We start from the raw sequence: 16,005 nt of genomic DNA, 5'->3' as shown, positions 1-16,005 counted from the left end.
CCGGGTCGTTCGAAGTAGGCGAGCACGTCAGCGGCTCGCTTCTCCAGGGTCCGGCCCAGGGTGGTGAGCTCGGTGAGCACCTTAGGGACGCCGGCGCTGAGGTCGGTGATCAGCTTCTCCATGAGCTCGCGGCCACGTTGCCGGTCCTCGTGGCGATAGGCGGCGGTCATGCGCTGGTAAACACCCCAGGTCGCCTCGGCCTCGACGTGAGCGTCACCAACGAACAGCGCGCGTAGCCTGTCGCTCTGCTTGTTGGTGAGCAGGTCCGCGCCGGTGTGTAGCGTGCGCCGCGACTTGTAGAGCGGGTCGTCCCTGAACCCACGGTGCCCGTGGAGCGCGAGTTGGACCCGGCGCCGACACCTGTCGAGGGCGTCACCGGCCAGGCGCACGACGTGGAAGGGATCCATCACCGTGACCGCGTCCGGGATCTCCTCTGCAGCGGCGGTCTTGAACCCGATGGAGCCGTCCATCGTGACCACCTCGACCGCTCACGGAAGGCGTCGTCGCGGTCGGCGAGCCAGGTCTTGAACGCCGCCTTCGACCGGCCCTCGACCATGTCGAGCAGCCTTGCTGGGCCGGCGCCATCGCGGACTGGGGTGAGGTCGATGATCACGCTAACGTACTTGTCGCCAAGCCTGGTATGGCGCCAGACGTGCTCATCGACGCCGATGACGTTCACGCCCTCAAACCGCGTGGGTCGTTGATCAGCAGTCGCTTGCCTTCAGCCAAGACCGCGCCGTTGGGGCGGTGTCCCACGCGACCCCGAGTCCCTCGGCGACACGGGCGACGGTGAGGTGTGCGACCACGATCCCCTCCAGCGCACACCGCAGCCCGGTGCGCGAGAGCTTCGCGCGTGGTTCCGCCGCGGCGCTGGTGTCTTGGCGCCACACGTGTCCGCAGTCGGCACAGCGGTAGCGGCGCACTACAACTTCCAGCACGGTCGGTCGCCAGCCCTGCGGCTCGTGGGCCAACCGCCGGATCACGGTGTCACGAGCAGCGCCTTCGCTGCCGCACCGTCGGCACCACTGATCTGGTTCCATCACGCGGCACGCGGACCGCACGATCCGGTTCAAGTCGTTGTCCGGTCACGCTCAGACCGAGGCCGTCGAGTCGAGCGAAGGCGGTCAGGTCAGGTCAGGGCGGCCGAAGCCGGCCGGCGGGGTAGCGTCGGTCACGTCGAGGTCTTTCGGATGGATGGCGTAGGAACCTCCGTCGTCGGGAGACCTCCACGTTTTTCTGCGGACCAACGCGTCCCGGCCGACCTACACCGTCGTCTCAGAAGACCCCCGAAACGTCTTCGACGACGACGGGACCGGCGAGGAGGAGGGCGCGGTGAGCTAAAGGAATGGAGCTTGCTCGGCTTCGGCGCCGCCGCAAGCTCCGGTGAAACGGTCGGTACTGGTCGGTCGTCGTCGGTCACCACCGGATGGCGGTGTCCCCCACGCTCGGCGTTTGCGCAGGTCAGCGGCTCGTTTGCCCAGTGGGCGCATCAAGCGATAGACGCAAAGCCGACGTGATGAGGTCGTCGGTTCGATTCCCACGGGGGGCTCCGGCGAACAGCCCCTGACCTGCGGAAACGCAGGTCAGGGGCTGTTCGGTTCTGGTGGTCGCGCGATGCGCTGGACTCACGGCTCTGCCCGACACCGACGTCGCTCTCCTCTGCGACGGACCCCTCGCGGCCGGCATCCTGTCCGTGTGTCGATAGGCCTCGCACCGCTCGGCAACGCAGCGTGGCGTTGCGTCGCGACCTGGCTACGGCTCGGAGGGGCGCGATCGTCTCGTGCGTTGGCGGACTACGGGAGCTTGGACGCGTGGACGTCGGCCGCCATGATCTCGGTGCTGCGCCGAGGAGGTGCTGGTTGGCCGTCAGGTCCGAGCCGTGACCGTCTACGTCGACGACGCACGCATCCAGCCCCGTGCCGGCCGGGGGCCGGGTTCGGTGCGGGTCGGTCTCAGAAGGCGCTGGCGGCGGCTTCGGCGACGGCCTGGTCTTGGACGCCGGTTCCTCCGCTGACGCCGACGGCGCCGACGACCTGGCCGTCGCGCTCGAGCGGGATGCCACCGGCGAAGATCATCACCCGACCGTCGTTGGAGGCGTTGATGCCGTAAAACTGCTCACCGGGTTGGGCGAGGTCGCCGAGGTCTTTGGTGGCTGTGTCGAACGCTCGGGCCGTGAAAGCTTTGTTGATCGAGATGTCGATGCTGCCCAGCCACGCTCCGTCCATCCGTACGTGAGCGACGAGATTGCCGCCGGCATCGACGACGGCGATGTTACTGGGCTGACCCTGCGTGCTGGATTCAGCTTCTGCTGCCGCGATGACACGTTTGGCGTCGTCCAACGACAATGTAGGAATAGATGGCATCAATTGCTCCTTCGAGTGTGGCGTGCGCTTTGTGGCTCGAGCCGCTCCAGAGCCGCCCGTTGGTTTGCCTGTTGAGTTTGTGACCGACAGCGCTCGTGTTGTGTTCGCGTTGCGGACGTGCGTTGGCGGACTACGGGAGCTTGGACGCGAGGACGTCGGCCGCCATGATCTCGGGTGCTGCGCTGAGGAGGTGCTGATTGTCCGTCAGGGCTGCGACGATGGCGCCGTTGGCGTGGGCGTCGCGAGCGGCCTCGTCGGGGAATGCATCGAAGATCCAGAAGGTGTCGGCGTGGGTCCTGACCGCGAACCAGACAATCGTTCCTACTTCTTCGTTGGCGAGTGCGACAGCGCTGGCGAGCAGATCGGCGAGCGCGTCGTGCTGTCCATCGGCCGCGACGATCTTGGCGACGAAGGCATACGGAAGTGATGCGGGTGTGGACATGAGGGACTCTCCTTGAAATCGGGGTTCTTCGTAGGACGAGTTCAGCGTATGACGAGCGAGGGCCGGTAGGGAATGGCGTATACGGCAGTATTGCTATTGTTTACGTCATGCGTATCGGACTGATCGCGATCGACGGCTGCTTCGGTTCGGCTATCGCGTCGATCATCGACATCGTGCGGGTGGCCGACGGAGCTCGCGGCGATGTCGACCCGCGGATCGACCCGATCGAACTCGCCATCCTCGGACCGAAACGGCGAGTGACCACGACGGCATCGATGACCCTGTCGGTGGACCACCCGCTGTCGGAGTCCGGAGAGTTCGACGTGGTCGTCGTCCCTGCGCTTGGAACCCTCACGGCCGCCGCTACCAACGACGCCCTCCAGAGCCGAGATGCTCGTTCGGTCATCGCCTCGCTCGGGCGCCTCGACGAGGCGACCACCCGGATCGCCGCGGCGTGCACCGGCGTGTTCGCTGTCGCCGAGACCGGACGGATGCATCATCGGCGGGCGACGACCAGCTGGTTCCTGGGGCCGGAGTTCCTGAAGCGCTATCCGACCGTCGCCCTCGATCTCGACACCATGGTCGTGGCCGACGGGAACCTCGTCACCGCCGGCGCCGCCTTCGCCCACATCGACCTCGCGCTCTCACTCGTGCGATCGATCAGCCCCGACCTGGCCCAACATGTCGCCAAGCTTCTCCTCATCGACGAGCGCCCGTCGCAGGCGGCCTTCGTCGCCTACGAACATCTCCGGCACGAGGACCCGATCGTCGTCGAGTTCGAACGCTTCGTGCGCGCCCGCCTGGACGAACCGTTCAACGTCGCCGTCGTCGCGCAGTCGCTCGGCACCAGCCGGCGCACCCTCGAACGACGAGTCCGTGCGGCGCTCAACCTCACTCCGCTCGGCTTCGTCCAACGGCTTCGCATCGAACGAGCTCGGCACCTTTCAGCAACCACGGACCTCACCTCCGCCGAGATCGCGCTACGGGTCGGCTACGCGAACGTCGAGACTCTGCGCTCCCTCCTGCGTAGGGAGCGACGCCGTTCCTGACCTATCGCAATGCCTGTAGCCGGTGTGCTAGTGCTCGACTGGAACCACCTCTCAGCACGTCGCGTCGACGCTCCCGCGTCGCCCGTGGACGACCCACCTCGACACGCCCGCAGCACAGGCCATGTGACGTGTCCCGGCTTCGCGGACGGTCGGGGTTGGGTGGCTGTGATGTCGCTGCGTTCTCGTCGAAAGGATCGGCAGACCCGATCAGAGCCGATTGGGATAAGACGCGAAGGCGGTCAGGTCAGGGCGGCCGAAGCCGATCCTCGGGAAACCTCTGCTTGACCACACTACGAATTTCGGTCCCGCGTCTCAGGACAGCGTGTCGACGGATTCACAGGTACCCGGAGTGAACGCCCGTCACGAGACCAGAGGAGTCCGCTTGGGCCCTTCGCGCGGTGGAGCGAAGCGAACGACGACGCGCCCACAAGCCGGTCCCTCGCCGTGTACGCCTACCGCGATTGACCGCGAGCGATCCGGCTGGCTTCGGGATGCACGTATACCTCGCACGATGAAGATGTACGCATAGGTGCGCTATCTTCAACATCCTCGGACAGCTCGGAACAGAACTGTTGGAATCCTCTAATCCACGACGAGGCACCGGAAACGAACGATTCCGCTACAACTGTCCGAACCGGCGCTCCGCCAGAGCGCGAAGCGGCGTGTCTTGTGCCGGAACCCAGTCCCGGATTCTACGTGCCGCCACTACTCCAGCTGGTCGAGTTTCGCCACGTTCTCCTCATGGGTCACCTCCCGGCGGGACTGTTCGGGCCGTGGCAGACCGTGTGGAACTGGCATCACCGCATGGCCACGGAAGGCACGTGGGTCGCGGTGCTCGCGGCGCTGACCGCCGTCGCGAACGAGGCGGGGCTGGTGGATTGGTCGCTGTCGGTGGATTCCACCGATCGCTCTTGCGCATCAGCACGCGACGAACACGAAGCGCCTGACAGGGGGCCGGATCGAATCACACGAATCGGGACGTCGAGCCGCCTGGCCAGGCGGTCGGCCGCTCCCGCGGCGGCCTGTCGACGACGATCCACTAGCTCGTCGATGGCAACGGCCTCCCGCTGGTCGCGTTGCTGACAGCGGGGCAGGCCGGCGACTCGCCGATGTTCCTGCCGCTGATGGGGCACCGACCTGTCGCTCGTCTCGTCGGCCACCCCCGCACCCGACCCGACGCGGTCCGGGGCGATAAGGCGTACGTATCCCGCGCGATGCCGCGGGCACCTGCGCGCCCGCGGCATCAAGGCCGCGATCCCCGAACCGTCCGACCAGCAAGGCCACCGCAAGCGCTGCCGGTCGCGCGGCGGACGATCCGTCAGGTTCGATGTCGCCGACTACAAGGGCCGTAACGTCATCGAACGCTGCTACCGCCACCTCAAGTAATGGCGTGGACTCGCCACCCGCTACGACAAGCATGCGATCGTCTATCGCGCTGCAGTGATCTCAACGCCGTCATCGCCTGGACCCGGCGTCTGTCAGACACGCCCTAGGTCGTCAGACGATGGCTGCGCGGAGTTCCGCGGCGGCAGCACCGACATCGGGAGCGCCGTAGATCGCGCCTCCCGCCACAGCCACCTGCGCACCAGATTCCTGCACCGAAGCGATCGTCGAGCTATTGATGCCGCCTGCGACTGAGAACGGCACGCCCGAAGCTTTGCCGTCCTCGAGCAGGGTGGCAAAGGTGAAGCCCTCTTCGGCCTGCTCGTCGAGGCCTGCGTGCATTTCGACGAACTCTGCTCCAAGTGCAACGACCTCTTTTGCACGCTGCGCCTTGTCGCTGACGCCGATGAGATCGACGACAACGCCCTTACCGTGCTTCTTCGCCGCCTTCACGGCACCGGCGATCGTGCTGTCACCGGCACTACCGAGGACCGTCACGAGATCGGCACCCGCAGTGAAGGCAATGTCAGCCTCGAGCTCGCCGGCATCCATCGTCTTGAGGTCGGCGAAGACGACCTTGTCGGGGTGGGCCTTCTTGATCGCGGTGATCGCCGAAAGGCCAGCACTCTTGATAAGCGGGGTACCGAGCTCGAGGATGTCGACGTGCGGCGCGGCGGCAGCAGCGAGTTCGAGGGCGGCCTCGGTGGAGAGGGTGTCCATGGCAAACTGCAGTTTCATTTGGATTCCTTTCGTGCAGTGGTTTGAGTCATTCGAGATTTGCGTGGCGAGGCCAGAGCTCATCAGCGGTCAAGCCGGAGCGGCGCCAGAGTGTGTGGAAAAGCGCGTCGCCGAGGACAACGACCAATTGCTCGAAGAGACTGCCCGCATACTGCTCAGATGCCGCTCCAGAGCGATCAAGCTTGTCTGCTGCCGGCACGACTACCGTGACGGCTGCCAGCGTTGCGAGCGGAGAGTCGGGGACTGTTGTAATAGCCGCCACCCGGGCGCCAGCATCGACGGCAGTCTGTGCCGCGCGCACGATGCCGCCCGTCGTTCCGGAACCGCTGGCAGCGAGGAGCAAGTCACCTGGTTCGATCGCAGGAGCGGTGACCTCCCCGACGACGTGGACGGCTAGACCAAGATGCATGAGTCGCATCGCGGTCATTCGCAGCGCGAGCCCCGATCGGCCTGCACCCAGCACGAAGACTCGCGGAGCAGCGCCGACGATATCCGCGAGCTCCGCCAATCCCGCCCGGTCGCGAGCGATCAGTCTGTCTGTGGCGAGTTCGAGTTCGCGGGCGATGCGGCTGAGCGAGTTACCCACACCGGTTTCGAGGACATCCATCGCCCTATCATCACGGCCGTCAGCCACGTTGGCTCCCCCGCAAAGGAGCAGGTCCACCTACCCGTAGGCATGGGCCTACCTGAGTGGATAGGTTGTCACCGTGGACTTTACCGAACTGTCGTCGCCCGCGTCACGTCAGCATGTCGCCGACCACGCCCGAATCGTCGCCGAGCATGCTGACCGGCAGGCGATCACGCTTGAATCTATGCTCGCGCTTCTGCGATCGCCCCGCCTCGATGACCGCGCAGCACGCAACATGGCGATCGAGGCGGCAACGAGCGCCTTAATCGGGCTGCGCGCTGTTACCGATCAGGAACGCAGCAGCATCCTCGAACCCGTCGTCGGTGCGTTCGCCCGACTGCAGAGCGACCTCCTCCCACTCGTCCGGTTCGGCGATCTCGACGTGCAGTTCGTTGAGCCGCCCGCGACCGGTCGGGCACTCCCAGGAGAGGTCGCGCACGCGGCGCGCGCCATCGTCCGCAGCTCGGTGCTCGCACTCGCGGATCGCAGCCAGGCTCGGCGGGTGCGCATCCAGTGGGACTGCGACGGCCTAAATCTCCTGATCAGCATCCGAGATGACGGGGCCGGCGAACTTTCCGCACACGACGACTCGATCCGCCCAATCGTCGAACGCGTCACAGCCCTCGACGGCGCGATTGCGGTCTCCTCAACACCCGGCTGGGGGTCCTCAGTCGACATCCGGCTTCCCCTCGATCCGCCGGCGGAACCCGGGCCACTTCCGGAATTCTCACAACTCTCCATACGCGAACGAGATGTGTTACGGCTTCTCGTATCGGGAGCGCGCAATGCCGAAATCGCGGAAGAGCTCCTCATCTCCGTCAACACGGTGAAGTTCCATGTGTCGAACCTTCTCCGGAAGATCGGCGCGCGCAATCGGGCGCAGCTTATTGCAACGTCGAGATGATTCCCACCAGCGGTCACCCGTGGTCTAACCCGACACCGATCGGAGCGAAAACGACGACACACAGCAAAGCTGCTCACAGGTCAGTACGATCCGGTCATGACTTCGTCTGATTCTTCACCCGCCGCCGACGCGCTGGTTCGGGTCTCGGGTGCTCGGGAGCACAACCTGCGGAATGTGGACCTCTCCGTTCCGCGGGATTCGCTAGTGGTGTTCACGGGTGTGTCGGGTTCCGGGAAGTCATCGTTGGCGTTTGGGACGCTGTACGCGGAGTCGCAGCGACGGTATCTGGAGTCGGTGGCGCCGTACGCTCGCCGTCTGATCGATCAGGCGGGCGTTCCCGATGTGGACTCCATCACCGGGATGCCGCCGGCCGTGGCGTTGCAGCAGCAGCGTGGAGGACGCAGTGCCCGGTCCACGGTGGGAAGCATCACCACGGTGTCCAGTCTCGTGCGGATGCTGTACTCCCGCGCCGGGGACTATCCGGATGGGCAGCCGATGCTCTACGCGGAGGATTTTTCTGCGAACACGGTGCAGGGGGCCTGCCCGGAGTGTCACGGCATTGGTCGTGTCTACGCGGTGCCCGAGGAGCGGATGGTGCCGGATCCGTCGCTCACGATCCGGGAGCGCGCGATCGCGTCCTGGCCGACGGCATGGCACGGACACCAGCTCCGCGACGTGTTAGTGGCCCTCGGCTATGACGTTGACGTGCCATGGAAAGATCTGCCACGAAAAGACCGGGACTGGATCCTTTACACGGATGAGACCCCGTTCGTTCCGGTCCACTCCCGGTTGACGCTTGCTGAGGCTCGCGCCGCGACCAAGGCCGGGGTCGAGCCGAGCTATTCGGGCACCTTCGTCGGAGCCCGCCGGTATGTGTTGGACACATTCGCGAACTCGAAGAGCGCGTCGATGAAGCGCCGCGTCGCGCAGTACCTCGACGCTGCCCTATGCCCGGTTTGTCACGGGAAGCGGCTGAAGCCTGAAGCGCTCTCGGTCACGTTCGAGGGCCTGGACATCGCGGAGTTCTCGCAGTTGCCGCTTCGAGAGCTTGCTGACATGCTCTCCGACGTTGTTGCGGGAGCGCAACAGGCCGAGACCGTTCCGAATGGTGCTGTGCTTCATGCCAATTCCCGTCGCGCAGCCACGGAGCAGCGCATCGCCGCCGGAGGGTCCGCGCACGCCGCCGCATCCGATGTGCGCCGCACCGCAAACCGTTCGCCGGAGAAGCGCGCCGCTGCGTCCAGGCTCGCTTCCGGGCTGATCGAGCGACTCCGCCCACTGACCGATCTTGGCCTCGGGTATCTGTCGTTAAGTCGAACCACCCCGACCCTGTCGGGTGGCGAGTTGCAACGAATCAGGCTCGCCACACAGCTCAGCTCCGACCTGTTCGGCGTCGTCTATGTCCTCGATGAACCATCCGCAGGCCTTCACCCACAAGACGTGACAGCGCTCTTGAAGATCCTCGACGGGCTCAAGAGAAGCGGAAACAGCCTGTTCGTCGTCGAACACTCCGTCGATGTCATGCGGCACGCGGACTGGCTCGTGGACATCGGCCCCGGCGCGGGCGAGCATGGCGGCCGCGTTCTCTACAGCGGTCCTACCGATGGGCTTGCCGACGTCAAGGACTCAGTGACACGCGGCTACCTATTCGGTGGCAGTGGACTGCCCCCGCACACCCCTCGCGACCCGCGCGGGTGGCTCCACTTGAAAGACGTGACTCGTAACAACCTGCACGGCGTCTCCATCGACATTCCCATGGGTGTTTTCACCGCGGTTACCGGAGTCTCGGGTTCCGGCAAGTCGAGCTTGGTTAGCCAGGCCCTCCCGGCTCTCGTCGGTGATCGCCTCGGTCAGAGCATTCCGGTGGAGGACGAACCGACCGGCGACGAGCTGCTCCTTGCCGATACCCCAGAGCGGCTCGACGGTGTCCTCGACGGCTCTCTCGAGGGGGTCCGGCGGGTTGTCAACATCGATCAACGACCCATCGGCCGAACCCCCCGATCGAACGTTGCAACATATACGGGCTTGTTCGACCACGTCCGTAGACGCTTCGCTGAGACGCCCGAGGCTCGCTCGCGTGGGTACAAGCCCGGCCGTTTCTCCTTCAATGTCTCCGGCGGCCGCTGCCCCACCTGTGAGGGCGAAGGGTCCGTGATGGTCGAGCTACTCTTCCTCCCATCCGTGTACACCGAATGCCCCGATTGTCACGGGACCCGGTACAAAGCCTCGACCCTTGAGATCACTTGGCGGGAGCGCACCATCGCTGACGTGCTTGCGATGAGCGTTGAGGAAGCCCACCCGTTCTTTGACGGGGAAGACGACATCACCCGCTCACTAGCTGCACTGTCAGACGTGGGTCTCGGATACTTGCGACTCGGACAACCGGCAACCGAGCTCTCTGGAGGTGAGGCACAACGCGTGAAGCTCGCAAGCGAGCTACAGCGCGCACAACGAGGGGACACCTTGTATGTTCTCGACGAACCAACTTCGGGCCTGCACTGCGCTGACGCTGACCGGCTCGTGACGCATCTGCAAACTCTCGTCGACGCAGGAAACACCGTCGTCGCGGTGGAACTCGACATGCGGGTGGTGGCAGCAGCCGACTACGTCATCGACCTCGGACCCGGCGCCGGCGATGATGGCGGCGCAGTCGTCGCCGCTGGAACTCCTGCACAAGTTGCCGAGAACGGCGTCGGCGCGTCCGCGGAATACCTTGCTGCGGCGATCAAACTGGTCGTTGCGGCTACCTGAGCAGAAGAGCCGACGCTTGACAACCGCACCGCGCCCACCCCGCGGAGGAAAGCTTCAGCCGCTCCGCGGGGTTAGCTGCGCCGGAGGTGCCGCCGTTTAGGCCGACCGCTCCCATGAGTGTTCCTCCAAGCCACGCGGCGAGTCCCAGGTCGTGGATGCTTCGGCCGAGGTGTTGCGAGTCGACATGTCAGCGCCTTCCGGTTAGGAGTTCTGACCACACACCTATTCGTTGGATGGGCACACGAATTGCCAAGCACCCGAATCGGTGCTCGCCCCACCCCCATGTGCTGGATGCCCTCCTCTGGCCATTTACCACAACGGCGTGCGATGCGCATCCGTTCGGGAGACCCTCAACCTCACTGCCAGTCTTACGTAGTAAGCGCCCTATGAGGGCGATACTCATCCCCCCGGGCGTCTTCGCCTCTTCACGAAAGGGTTCTCTCATGGATTTCCCCGCTGTTCTGCAGAACGGATTGGCCGCGGTCATCTCGTTCGTGCCCCTGGCCTTGCTGTTCCTCGTCATCCTCATCGTGGGGCTCATCGTCGCCAAACTCATCTCCAAGGCTCTGGAGAAGCTGCTCGAGAAGGTCGGCTTCGATCGTCTCGTCGAGCGTGGTGGCGTGAAGAAGGCCCTCGCAAAGTCGAAACTCGACGCATCCGACATCGTCGCCAAGATCGTCTACTACGCGCTGGTGCTGTTCGTTTTGCAGTTCGCCTTCGGTGTGTTCGGACCGAACCCCGTCAGTGACCTGCTCGCCGGAATTATCTCGTTCCTGCCGAAGATCATCGTCGCCATCATCATCGTCGTCATCGCCTCGGCGATCGCCGCCGGCGCCAAGGGCCTCATCCAGAACACCCTGAGCGGACTGTCCTACGGCAAAATCCTCGGCAACATCGTCGCCGTGTTCATCCTGTTCCTGGGTGTGACGGCGGCGCTGAACCAGATTGAGGTAGCAACGACCGTCACCACGCCCATCCTCGTCACTGTTCTCGCGATCATCGCCGGTGTCATCATCGTCGGCGCCGGCGGTGGCCTCATCAGGCCGATGCAGCAGCGCTGGGAGGCCCTGCTGACCAAGGCGGAGGAGGAAGCCCCGAAGATTCAGCAGGAGGCTCGCAACGCCCCCTCCGTCGCGGACCAGGCCAAGCAGGCCGGGCAGCAGGTACAAGATGCCGTTAGCTCGCAGCGGCGTTCCGCCCAGCCGCCGCAGCGCCCCGCGCAGCCGCCGCAGATCTGACATTTCCCTCCTGCTGGGCGGGTCGGTCCGGCGTGCCGGGCTGGCCCGCTCAGCATTTTGCGCCTCGGTAACGCGCCCCAATGGACGCTCCACGCGGGGCCGGTCACTGGGAGTAAGCGCGATCCAGGCGCTCCAAAAGCGACTCGAGCGAAACTTCGAATTCTTTGTCTACGCGATCCTCGCTGAGGAGCCCGACTGCACATCGCCTTCGGGCGCAGGGGGGTCGTCCTCGTCGAGCGGCTCCTCGGCGGGGCCTATTTCTGCACCGCGGACGGCGGGCTCAAGACGCAATTGGCCGAGCAGGAAGCTGCTGAATGCGCGATACGTGTCGACTGCCTGCCGGGGGTCTCGACCCCCGTCGGCGTTGATCGTCGCGTTCATCGACGAGCAGCGAACCAAGAACCGCGCGGTCGAGTCAGTCTGCCAGGTCCTGCGGGAGCGGGGCGTGCAGGTCGCCGCGCGGACCCATCGGGCCTGGAAACGGGCCGAACCCAGTGCGCGGGCGCGCGCGGACGCGGTGGTCATCGACGCGCTCCTGTCCACAGCGGGCACACGGAAGGGTTATATGGGCGGCGGAAGATGACCGCTCACCTGCGGCGCAGCGGCCTGGTGGTATCCAAGCGGCAGGTGGACCGGCTGATGCGCGATCTCGGGCTGACCAGTCTGGTCCGGGGGCGGCGGGTGCGGACCACGATCCCGGGTCGTCATGCCGATCGTGCCCCGGATCTGCTCGATCGGGACTTCACCGCCGAGGCGCCGAACCGCCGCTGGTCCACGGATTTCACTTATGTCACGACGTGGGCGGGGTTCGCTTACGTGTCGTTCATGATCGACTGCTACTCGCGCGATCGTGGGCTGGCACGCCGCAACCGTGAAGACGACCCCGCCGGTAACACTGCGCTGCGAATGGGCTTGTGGCGACGCGACCTTGCCGGTCACCCGGCCGTGGACGGTCTAATACATCACAGCGACGCGGGCTCGCAATCTACGAGAGTGTCGTTCGCGAGACGCTCGCGCCGGAAGGCTTCGCCGCGTCCATCGGATCGATCTGCGACGCGTATGACAACGCCCTAGCCGAGACTGCGAACGGCTACTAAAAGACCGAACTTGTCCGCGGCCCCGCCCGTCTCGTACGGTCGAGGACCTCGAGCTCGCGACCCTCAGATGGGTGCACTGGCACAACACCCAGCGCCTCCACGGCTACCTCGGCGACGTCCCGCCCGCCGAGTTCGAGAACGCGTTCTATGCTGCCCCCAACGACCGCAATCTGCTGGTCGGAATCAAATGGCGCGAGTCTCCAGCAGACCCAGGGCGCTTCAAGTCGCGGCTCTGACTCGGATTGTCAGTTCGCAGCGGGAAGCAAACCCGCGCCGCTGTCCGTGTGGCGGCGACCCTCGCGACGGTGACACAGCGGGGCTCCGAGCGGGCGATGTGAGTTTCGAGGGGGGACCGCCGATTTCGGGATGCTGTTGTCGAAGGGTCGCCACTTTGCCGGCGTCAGCGGTTGCGTGTCGGGGTGGCTGCGGCAGAGGCGAGCCTGCGCAGATTTTCCAGCAGTACGGCCAGAGCGGCGCAGACGGCGATGCTGACGAGGTCGGTGAGGACCGGAGAGCGTGGGGTGAGGATGAACCAGACGGTGTCGAAGCCGGCGTGGAGGATGATCGCTGGCCAGATGCTTCCTGTGGTGTCGATGAACAGCGCCGCGACGATCCCGAACAGGAACGCGAAGGCAACCACGAAACGCCATCCCGCCCGGTGCTGGCGCCCGCATAGGAGCGGCAGAGAACCGGGATCGGTTCACGTCTCGTGTCCATGTACGACCCGGGCTTGGACCCGGTGGATTTTCACGCCGTCGCCGAGGTATGGGTCGAGGGGGGACAACACGTTGTCGACGCGACCACCCTCGCACCCCGATCGACGCTCTTGTGGATCGCTACCGACTGAGACGCCGCGGATTCCGCCTTCCTCACCGTTATCTCGGGCCGCATCGATCTGACAGACATGCAAGTCACAGCCGTTGCCGACAACCTGCCCTCTGACGACCTGACGCAACTCGTCGTCCTGCACTGACGCGCTCCACGACCGGGTTACTCTCGCACCACCGGCCGGCGGCCAAGGGAGTGCATATCGGCGCGCTCTGCCGACAGGCAAGGCCCCTCACCCGTGGCACCCGGTGTTGAACACTGAAGTGTCCGCGCCAAGACAGGTTGCGGTCACTCACAGGATTCACGGGATCACATGCTGAAGCGAAAAGCAGCCACCAACACCAACACGGGTGCTCCGCACCCGGACGCCGCAAAGAAGCCGGACTCCCCCACCCAGCTGACGAAGCGGTCGTGGAAGTATGTGCTGCGAAAAACAGTGCGGGAATTCTCTGCTGACCAATGCACGGACGCCGCCGCCGGTCTGGTCTACTACGCCGTCCTCGCCCTGTTCCCAGCGCTGATCGCGATCTTCTCCGTGCTCGGTGTTGTCGGCCAGGGCGACGCCGCGGCCGCCGCCATTCTCGGCATTATTCAAGACGTCGCCCCCGACGCCGCCTCCACCCTCCGCGAACCGATCGAACAGATCGCCTCCTCCCGAGGCGCGGGTATCGCATTGATCACCGGTATCGCGCTTGCGTTGTGGTCAGCGTCCGGGTACGTAGGCGCGTTCAGCCGTGCCATGAACCGCATCTACGAAATCGACGAGGGCCGACCGTTCTGGAAGCTGCGTCCAATGCAGCTGCTTGTCACCGTCATCGCGGTGGTCGCGCTCGCCCTCGTGGCCCTTGGCCTCGTTCTTTCCGGCGATGTCACCACGGCGATCGGTAACGCTCTCGGTCTCGGTCGGGGCGTGCAGATCGCATGGGACGTCGCCAAGTGGCCAATCATGCTTTTCATCATCGTGTTCCTCGTCGCGGTGCTGTATTACGCCACCCCCAACGCCAAACAGCCGAGGTTCCGGTGGATCAGCCTCGGCGCGGCCATCGCCATCGTGGTCCTTGGCATCGCCACCGCCGGCTTCGGGTTTTACGTGGTCAATTTCTCCAACTACGACCGCACCTACGGCTCGCTCGCCGGGGTCATCATCTTCCTGCTTTGGCTGTGGATCGCTAACCTCGCGCTCCTGTTCGGCGCAGAGTTCGACGCCGAACTGGAACGCGGCCGCCAGCTGCAAGGTGGCATCGTCGCCGAAGAGGACATTCAACTTCCCGCCCGTGACACCCGAAAAAGCAAGAAGCAGGATGAGAAAGAGTCCAGCGACGTGGAGGAGGGCCGCCAAATCCGCCTCGCTGAAGCACCCGATAGCTCCGACGCCCCTTCTCCACGAAAGCCGTCGACACCTGAACCGCAGCCCCGGAGAAAGTGGTGGCAGCGGCGCCGCCGATGATTCCCCGCAGGCTGCAGCTGACACGCTTGGGTACCGGCCAAACGATCTCGCCCTGTGACGCACCTAATCGAGCTCGGACACCGAAAAATTGCGCTCGTATCTGAAGCTCGCGCCTCGTTTCTCATGGAGCTGCTGGACGACGCTCGCTCATGGCCCTCCATCAATACCAGTCTGCTTCGCCAAAACGGCGCCAGAATCGTTGGGTACCTGCGTGCCCTACGCAAAGCGGGCATCCCGGTAGACCCGCTCAACCTCTCTCTAGCGACGGGCACTCAGCCGATCGCGCCTTCTCGGCCGTCCTGTCCCAGTTCTCAAACGACCGGCCGACGGCATTGTTCTCCCCAGACAGCGTCATGACAGTTGCCACTTTCAGGGCTCTGAAGACACTTGGCATCTCCATTCCAGACGAGGTTTCCCTGATGTGGTTCGACAACCTCGAATGGACCAGGCTCGTGAGCCCTGAACTGTCGGCCGTCTCTCAACCGGTATTGGGGATGAAACAAAGTGCGGCAACCGAACTACTGCGCCGCATCGACGGTGATGAAGACGAGTTCCGCACAACCTTCTGTGACACAGAATTCGTGTATCGGGCCTCGACCGCACCGCCTCCTTCGGGGTAACGGCCAGGTCAACCGACGGTACATCCTGTTGGTGCAAAACCGATGGGTTTCGTACCGCCTTCCAGCCCGGTGGGTCTTCACGTCGTGGCGGAGGCTGCCGCGCCGGCGGCGGACGTTAGCGGCTTACTCCGCCTGACAAGGCCATCGCCGAGGGTGTGGGTGCTTGCCTGCTCGGACGGTTCCACCAGCGGTTTATGCGAGATGTGCATTGCTTGTGGTGGGTTGGTTGGTGTGTAGTCCAAAGGGCAGTTTTCGCGGCGTCGAGAGGGGTGAAGTGTCCGATGGGGCGGGAGTCGCTGTCGAAGGCGGTCCACTCGTCGCTGGGGCTTCGGGTGATGTATCCGAACAGTTGGTGGGCACAGGCGCCCATCACGAAGTCATTCTCGATGTGTTTCCACGTCGTGGGTGCGTTGGATCCTCTTGCGCCGAACATAAGCCGCTCCTTTGCGTGCCGGACGGCGAGATCGTGGCATCCCGCAGGGGAAGCGGAACGGGGATTGCGCCGCATCTCTCTGAC

The 16,005-nt window shown here is 64.8% G+C and carries 14 protein-coding genes and 2 pseudogenes; 9 read left to right on the top strand and 7 right to left on the bottom strand.

The window, feature by feature from the left end; all coding sequences use genetic code 11:
- From Q0818_RS16670 to Q0818_RS16660, 3 genes and pseudogenes are all read right to left on the bottom strand, one after another.
- Positions 1–1,175: pseudogene (locus Q0818_RS16670) on the bottom strand (ISL3 family transposase); the annotation flags it as partial.
- A gap of 777 nt (positions 1,176–1,952) precedes the next feature.
- Complete coding sequence (locus tag Q0818_RS16665) at positions 1,953–2,363, bottom strand: heme-binding protein (protein ID WP_063250650.1); 411 nt, start codon at positions 2,361–2,363, stop codon at positions 1,953–1,955.
- A gap of 130 nt (positions 2,364–2,493) precedes the next feature.
- Entirely contained in the window at positions 2,494–2,805 is a 312-nt protein-coding gene (locus Q0818_RS16660; RefSeq protein ID WP_108320575.1) for a putative quinol monooxygenase, read from the bottom strand.
- 107 nt (positions 2,806–2,912) lie between these two features.
- Between Q0818_RS16660 and Q0818_RS16655 the strand changes: the two genes are divergently transcribed.
- The gene (locus Q0818_RS16655; protein ID WP_108320574.1) at positions 2,913–3,854 is read left to right on the top strand and encodes a helix-turn-helix domain-containing protein; all 942 of its coding nucleotides are present in this window, start codon (positions 2,913–2,915) and stop codon (positions 3,852–3,854) included.
- Positions 3,855–4,604: 750 nt separating this feature from the next.
- Positions 4,605–5,347: pseudogene (locus Q0818_RS16650) on the top strand (IS5 family transposase); the annotation flags it as partial.
- A gap of 4 nt (positions 5,348–5,351) precedes the next feature.
- Here the strand turns inward: Q0818_RS16650 and hxlA are convergent.
- Positions 5,352–5,975 carry a 3-hexulose-6-phosphate synthase gene (gene hxlA, locus Q0818_RS16645; RefSeq protein WP_108320573.1) on the bottom strand — a complete coding sequence of 208 codons (624 nt, stop codon included), beginning with the start codon at positions 5,973–5,975 and terminating at the stop codon, positions 5,352–5,354.
- A 28-nt stretch (positions 5,976–6,003) separates the two neighbouring features.
- Positions 6,004–6,609: a 6-phospho-3-hexuloisomerase gene (gene hxlB, locus Q0818_RS16640; RefSeq protein ID WP_298877495.1), complete on the bottom strand. Its 606-nt coding sequence runs from the start codon at positions 6,607–6,609 to the stop codon at positions 6,004–6,006.
- 73 nt (positions 6,610–6,682) lie between these two features.
- Here hxlB and Q0818_RS16635 point away from each other — a divergent pair, with 73 nt between their 5' ends.
- From Q0818_RS16635 to Q0818_RS16625, 3 genes are all read left to right on the top strand, one after another.
- A complete protein-coding gene (locus tag Q0818_RS16635) occupies positions 6,683–7,507 on the top strand; it encodes a LuxR C-terminal-related transcriptional regulator (protein WP_270354012.1) in 825 nt (274 codons plus the stop codon).
- Positions 7,508–7,603: 96 nt separating this feature from the next.
- Complete coding sequence (locus Q0818_RS16630) at positions 7,604–10,258, top strand: excinuclease ABC subunit UvrA (RefSeq protein WP_108320571.1); 2,655 nt, start codon at positions 7,604–7,606, stop codon at positions 10,256–10,258.
- Positions 10,259–10,701: 443 nt separating this feature from the next.
- A complete protein-coding gene (locus Q0818_RS16625; protein WP_108320570.1) occupies positions 10,702–11,496 on the top strand; it encodes a hypothetical protein in 795 nt (264 codons plus the stop codon).
- Between the two features lie 168 nt (positions 11,497–11,664).
- Here Q0818_RS16625 and Q0818_RS16620 read toward each other — a convergent pair whose 3' ends face one another.
- Entirely contained in the window at positions 11,665–12,021 is a 357-nt protein-coding gene (locus Q0818_RS16620) for a hypothetical protein (protein ID WP_298877508.1), read from the bottom strand.
- On the opposite strand from Q0818_RS16620, the gene Q0818_RS16615 reads away from it, so the two are divergent.
- Both Q0818_RS16615 and Q0818_RS16610 read left to right on the top strand, forming a co-directional pair.
- Entirely contained in the window at positions 11,917–12,570 is a 654-nt protein-coding gene (locus Q0818_RS16615; RefSeq protein WP_298877505.1) for a DDE-type integrase/transposase/recombinase, read from the top strand. The two genes, Q0818_RS16620 and Q0818_RS16615, sit on opposite strands and share 105 nt — an antisense overlap.
- Before the next feature lie 94 nt (positions 12,571–12,664).
- Positions 12,665–12,829 carry a hypothetical protein gene (locus tag Q0818_RS16610; protein WP_181373572.1) on the top strand — a complete coding sequence of 55 codons (165 nt, stop codon included), beginning with the start codon at positions 12,665–12,667 and terminating at the stop codon, positions 12,827–12,829.
- A 164-nt stretch (positions 12,830–12,993) separates the two neighbouring features.
- Here the strand turns inward: Q0818_RS16610 and Q0818_RS16605 are convergent, their stop codons facing one another.
- Positions 12,994–13,233 (bottom strand): CPBP family glutamic-type intramembrane protease, encoded by a 240-nt coding sequence (locus Q0818_RS16605; RefSeq protein WP_164878291.1) that lies wholly within the window; start codon positions 13,231–13,233, stop codon positions 12,994–12,996.
- Between the two features lie 501 nt (positions 13,234–13,734).
- Here Q0818_RS16605 and Q0818_RS16600 point away from each other — a divergent pair.
- Positions 13,735–14,868, top strand: a complete 1,134-nt coding sequence (locus Q0818_RS16600; RefSeq protein ID WP_108319499.1) for a YihY/virulence factor BrkB family protein — start codon at positions 13,735–13,737, stop codon at positions 14,866–14,868.
- Between the two features lie 149 nt (positions 14,869–15,017).
- Positions 15,018–15,488 carry a substrate-binding domain-containing protein gene (locus Q0818_RS16595; protein WP_298877477.1) on the top strand — a complete coding sequence of 157 codons (471 nt, stop codon included), beginning with the start codon at positions 15,018–15,020 and terminating at the stop codon, positions 15,486–15,488.
- The last annotated feature ends 517 nt before the right edge of the window (positions 15,489–16,005 follow it).

The organism is uncultured Microbacterium sp. (assembly GCF_947489255.1).
Lineage (GTDB): Bacteria > Actinomycetota > Actinomycetes > Actinomycetales > Microbacteriaceae > Microbacterium > Microbacterium phycohabitans.
The sequence above is the reverse complement of the archived record's forward strand: the minus strand, read 5'-3'. Positions and strand labels throughout refer to the sequence as shown.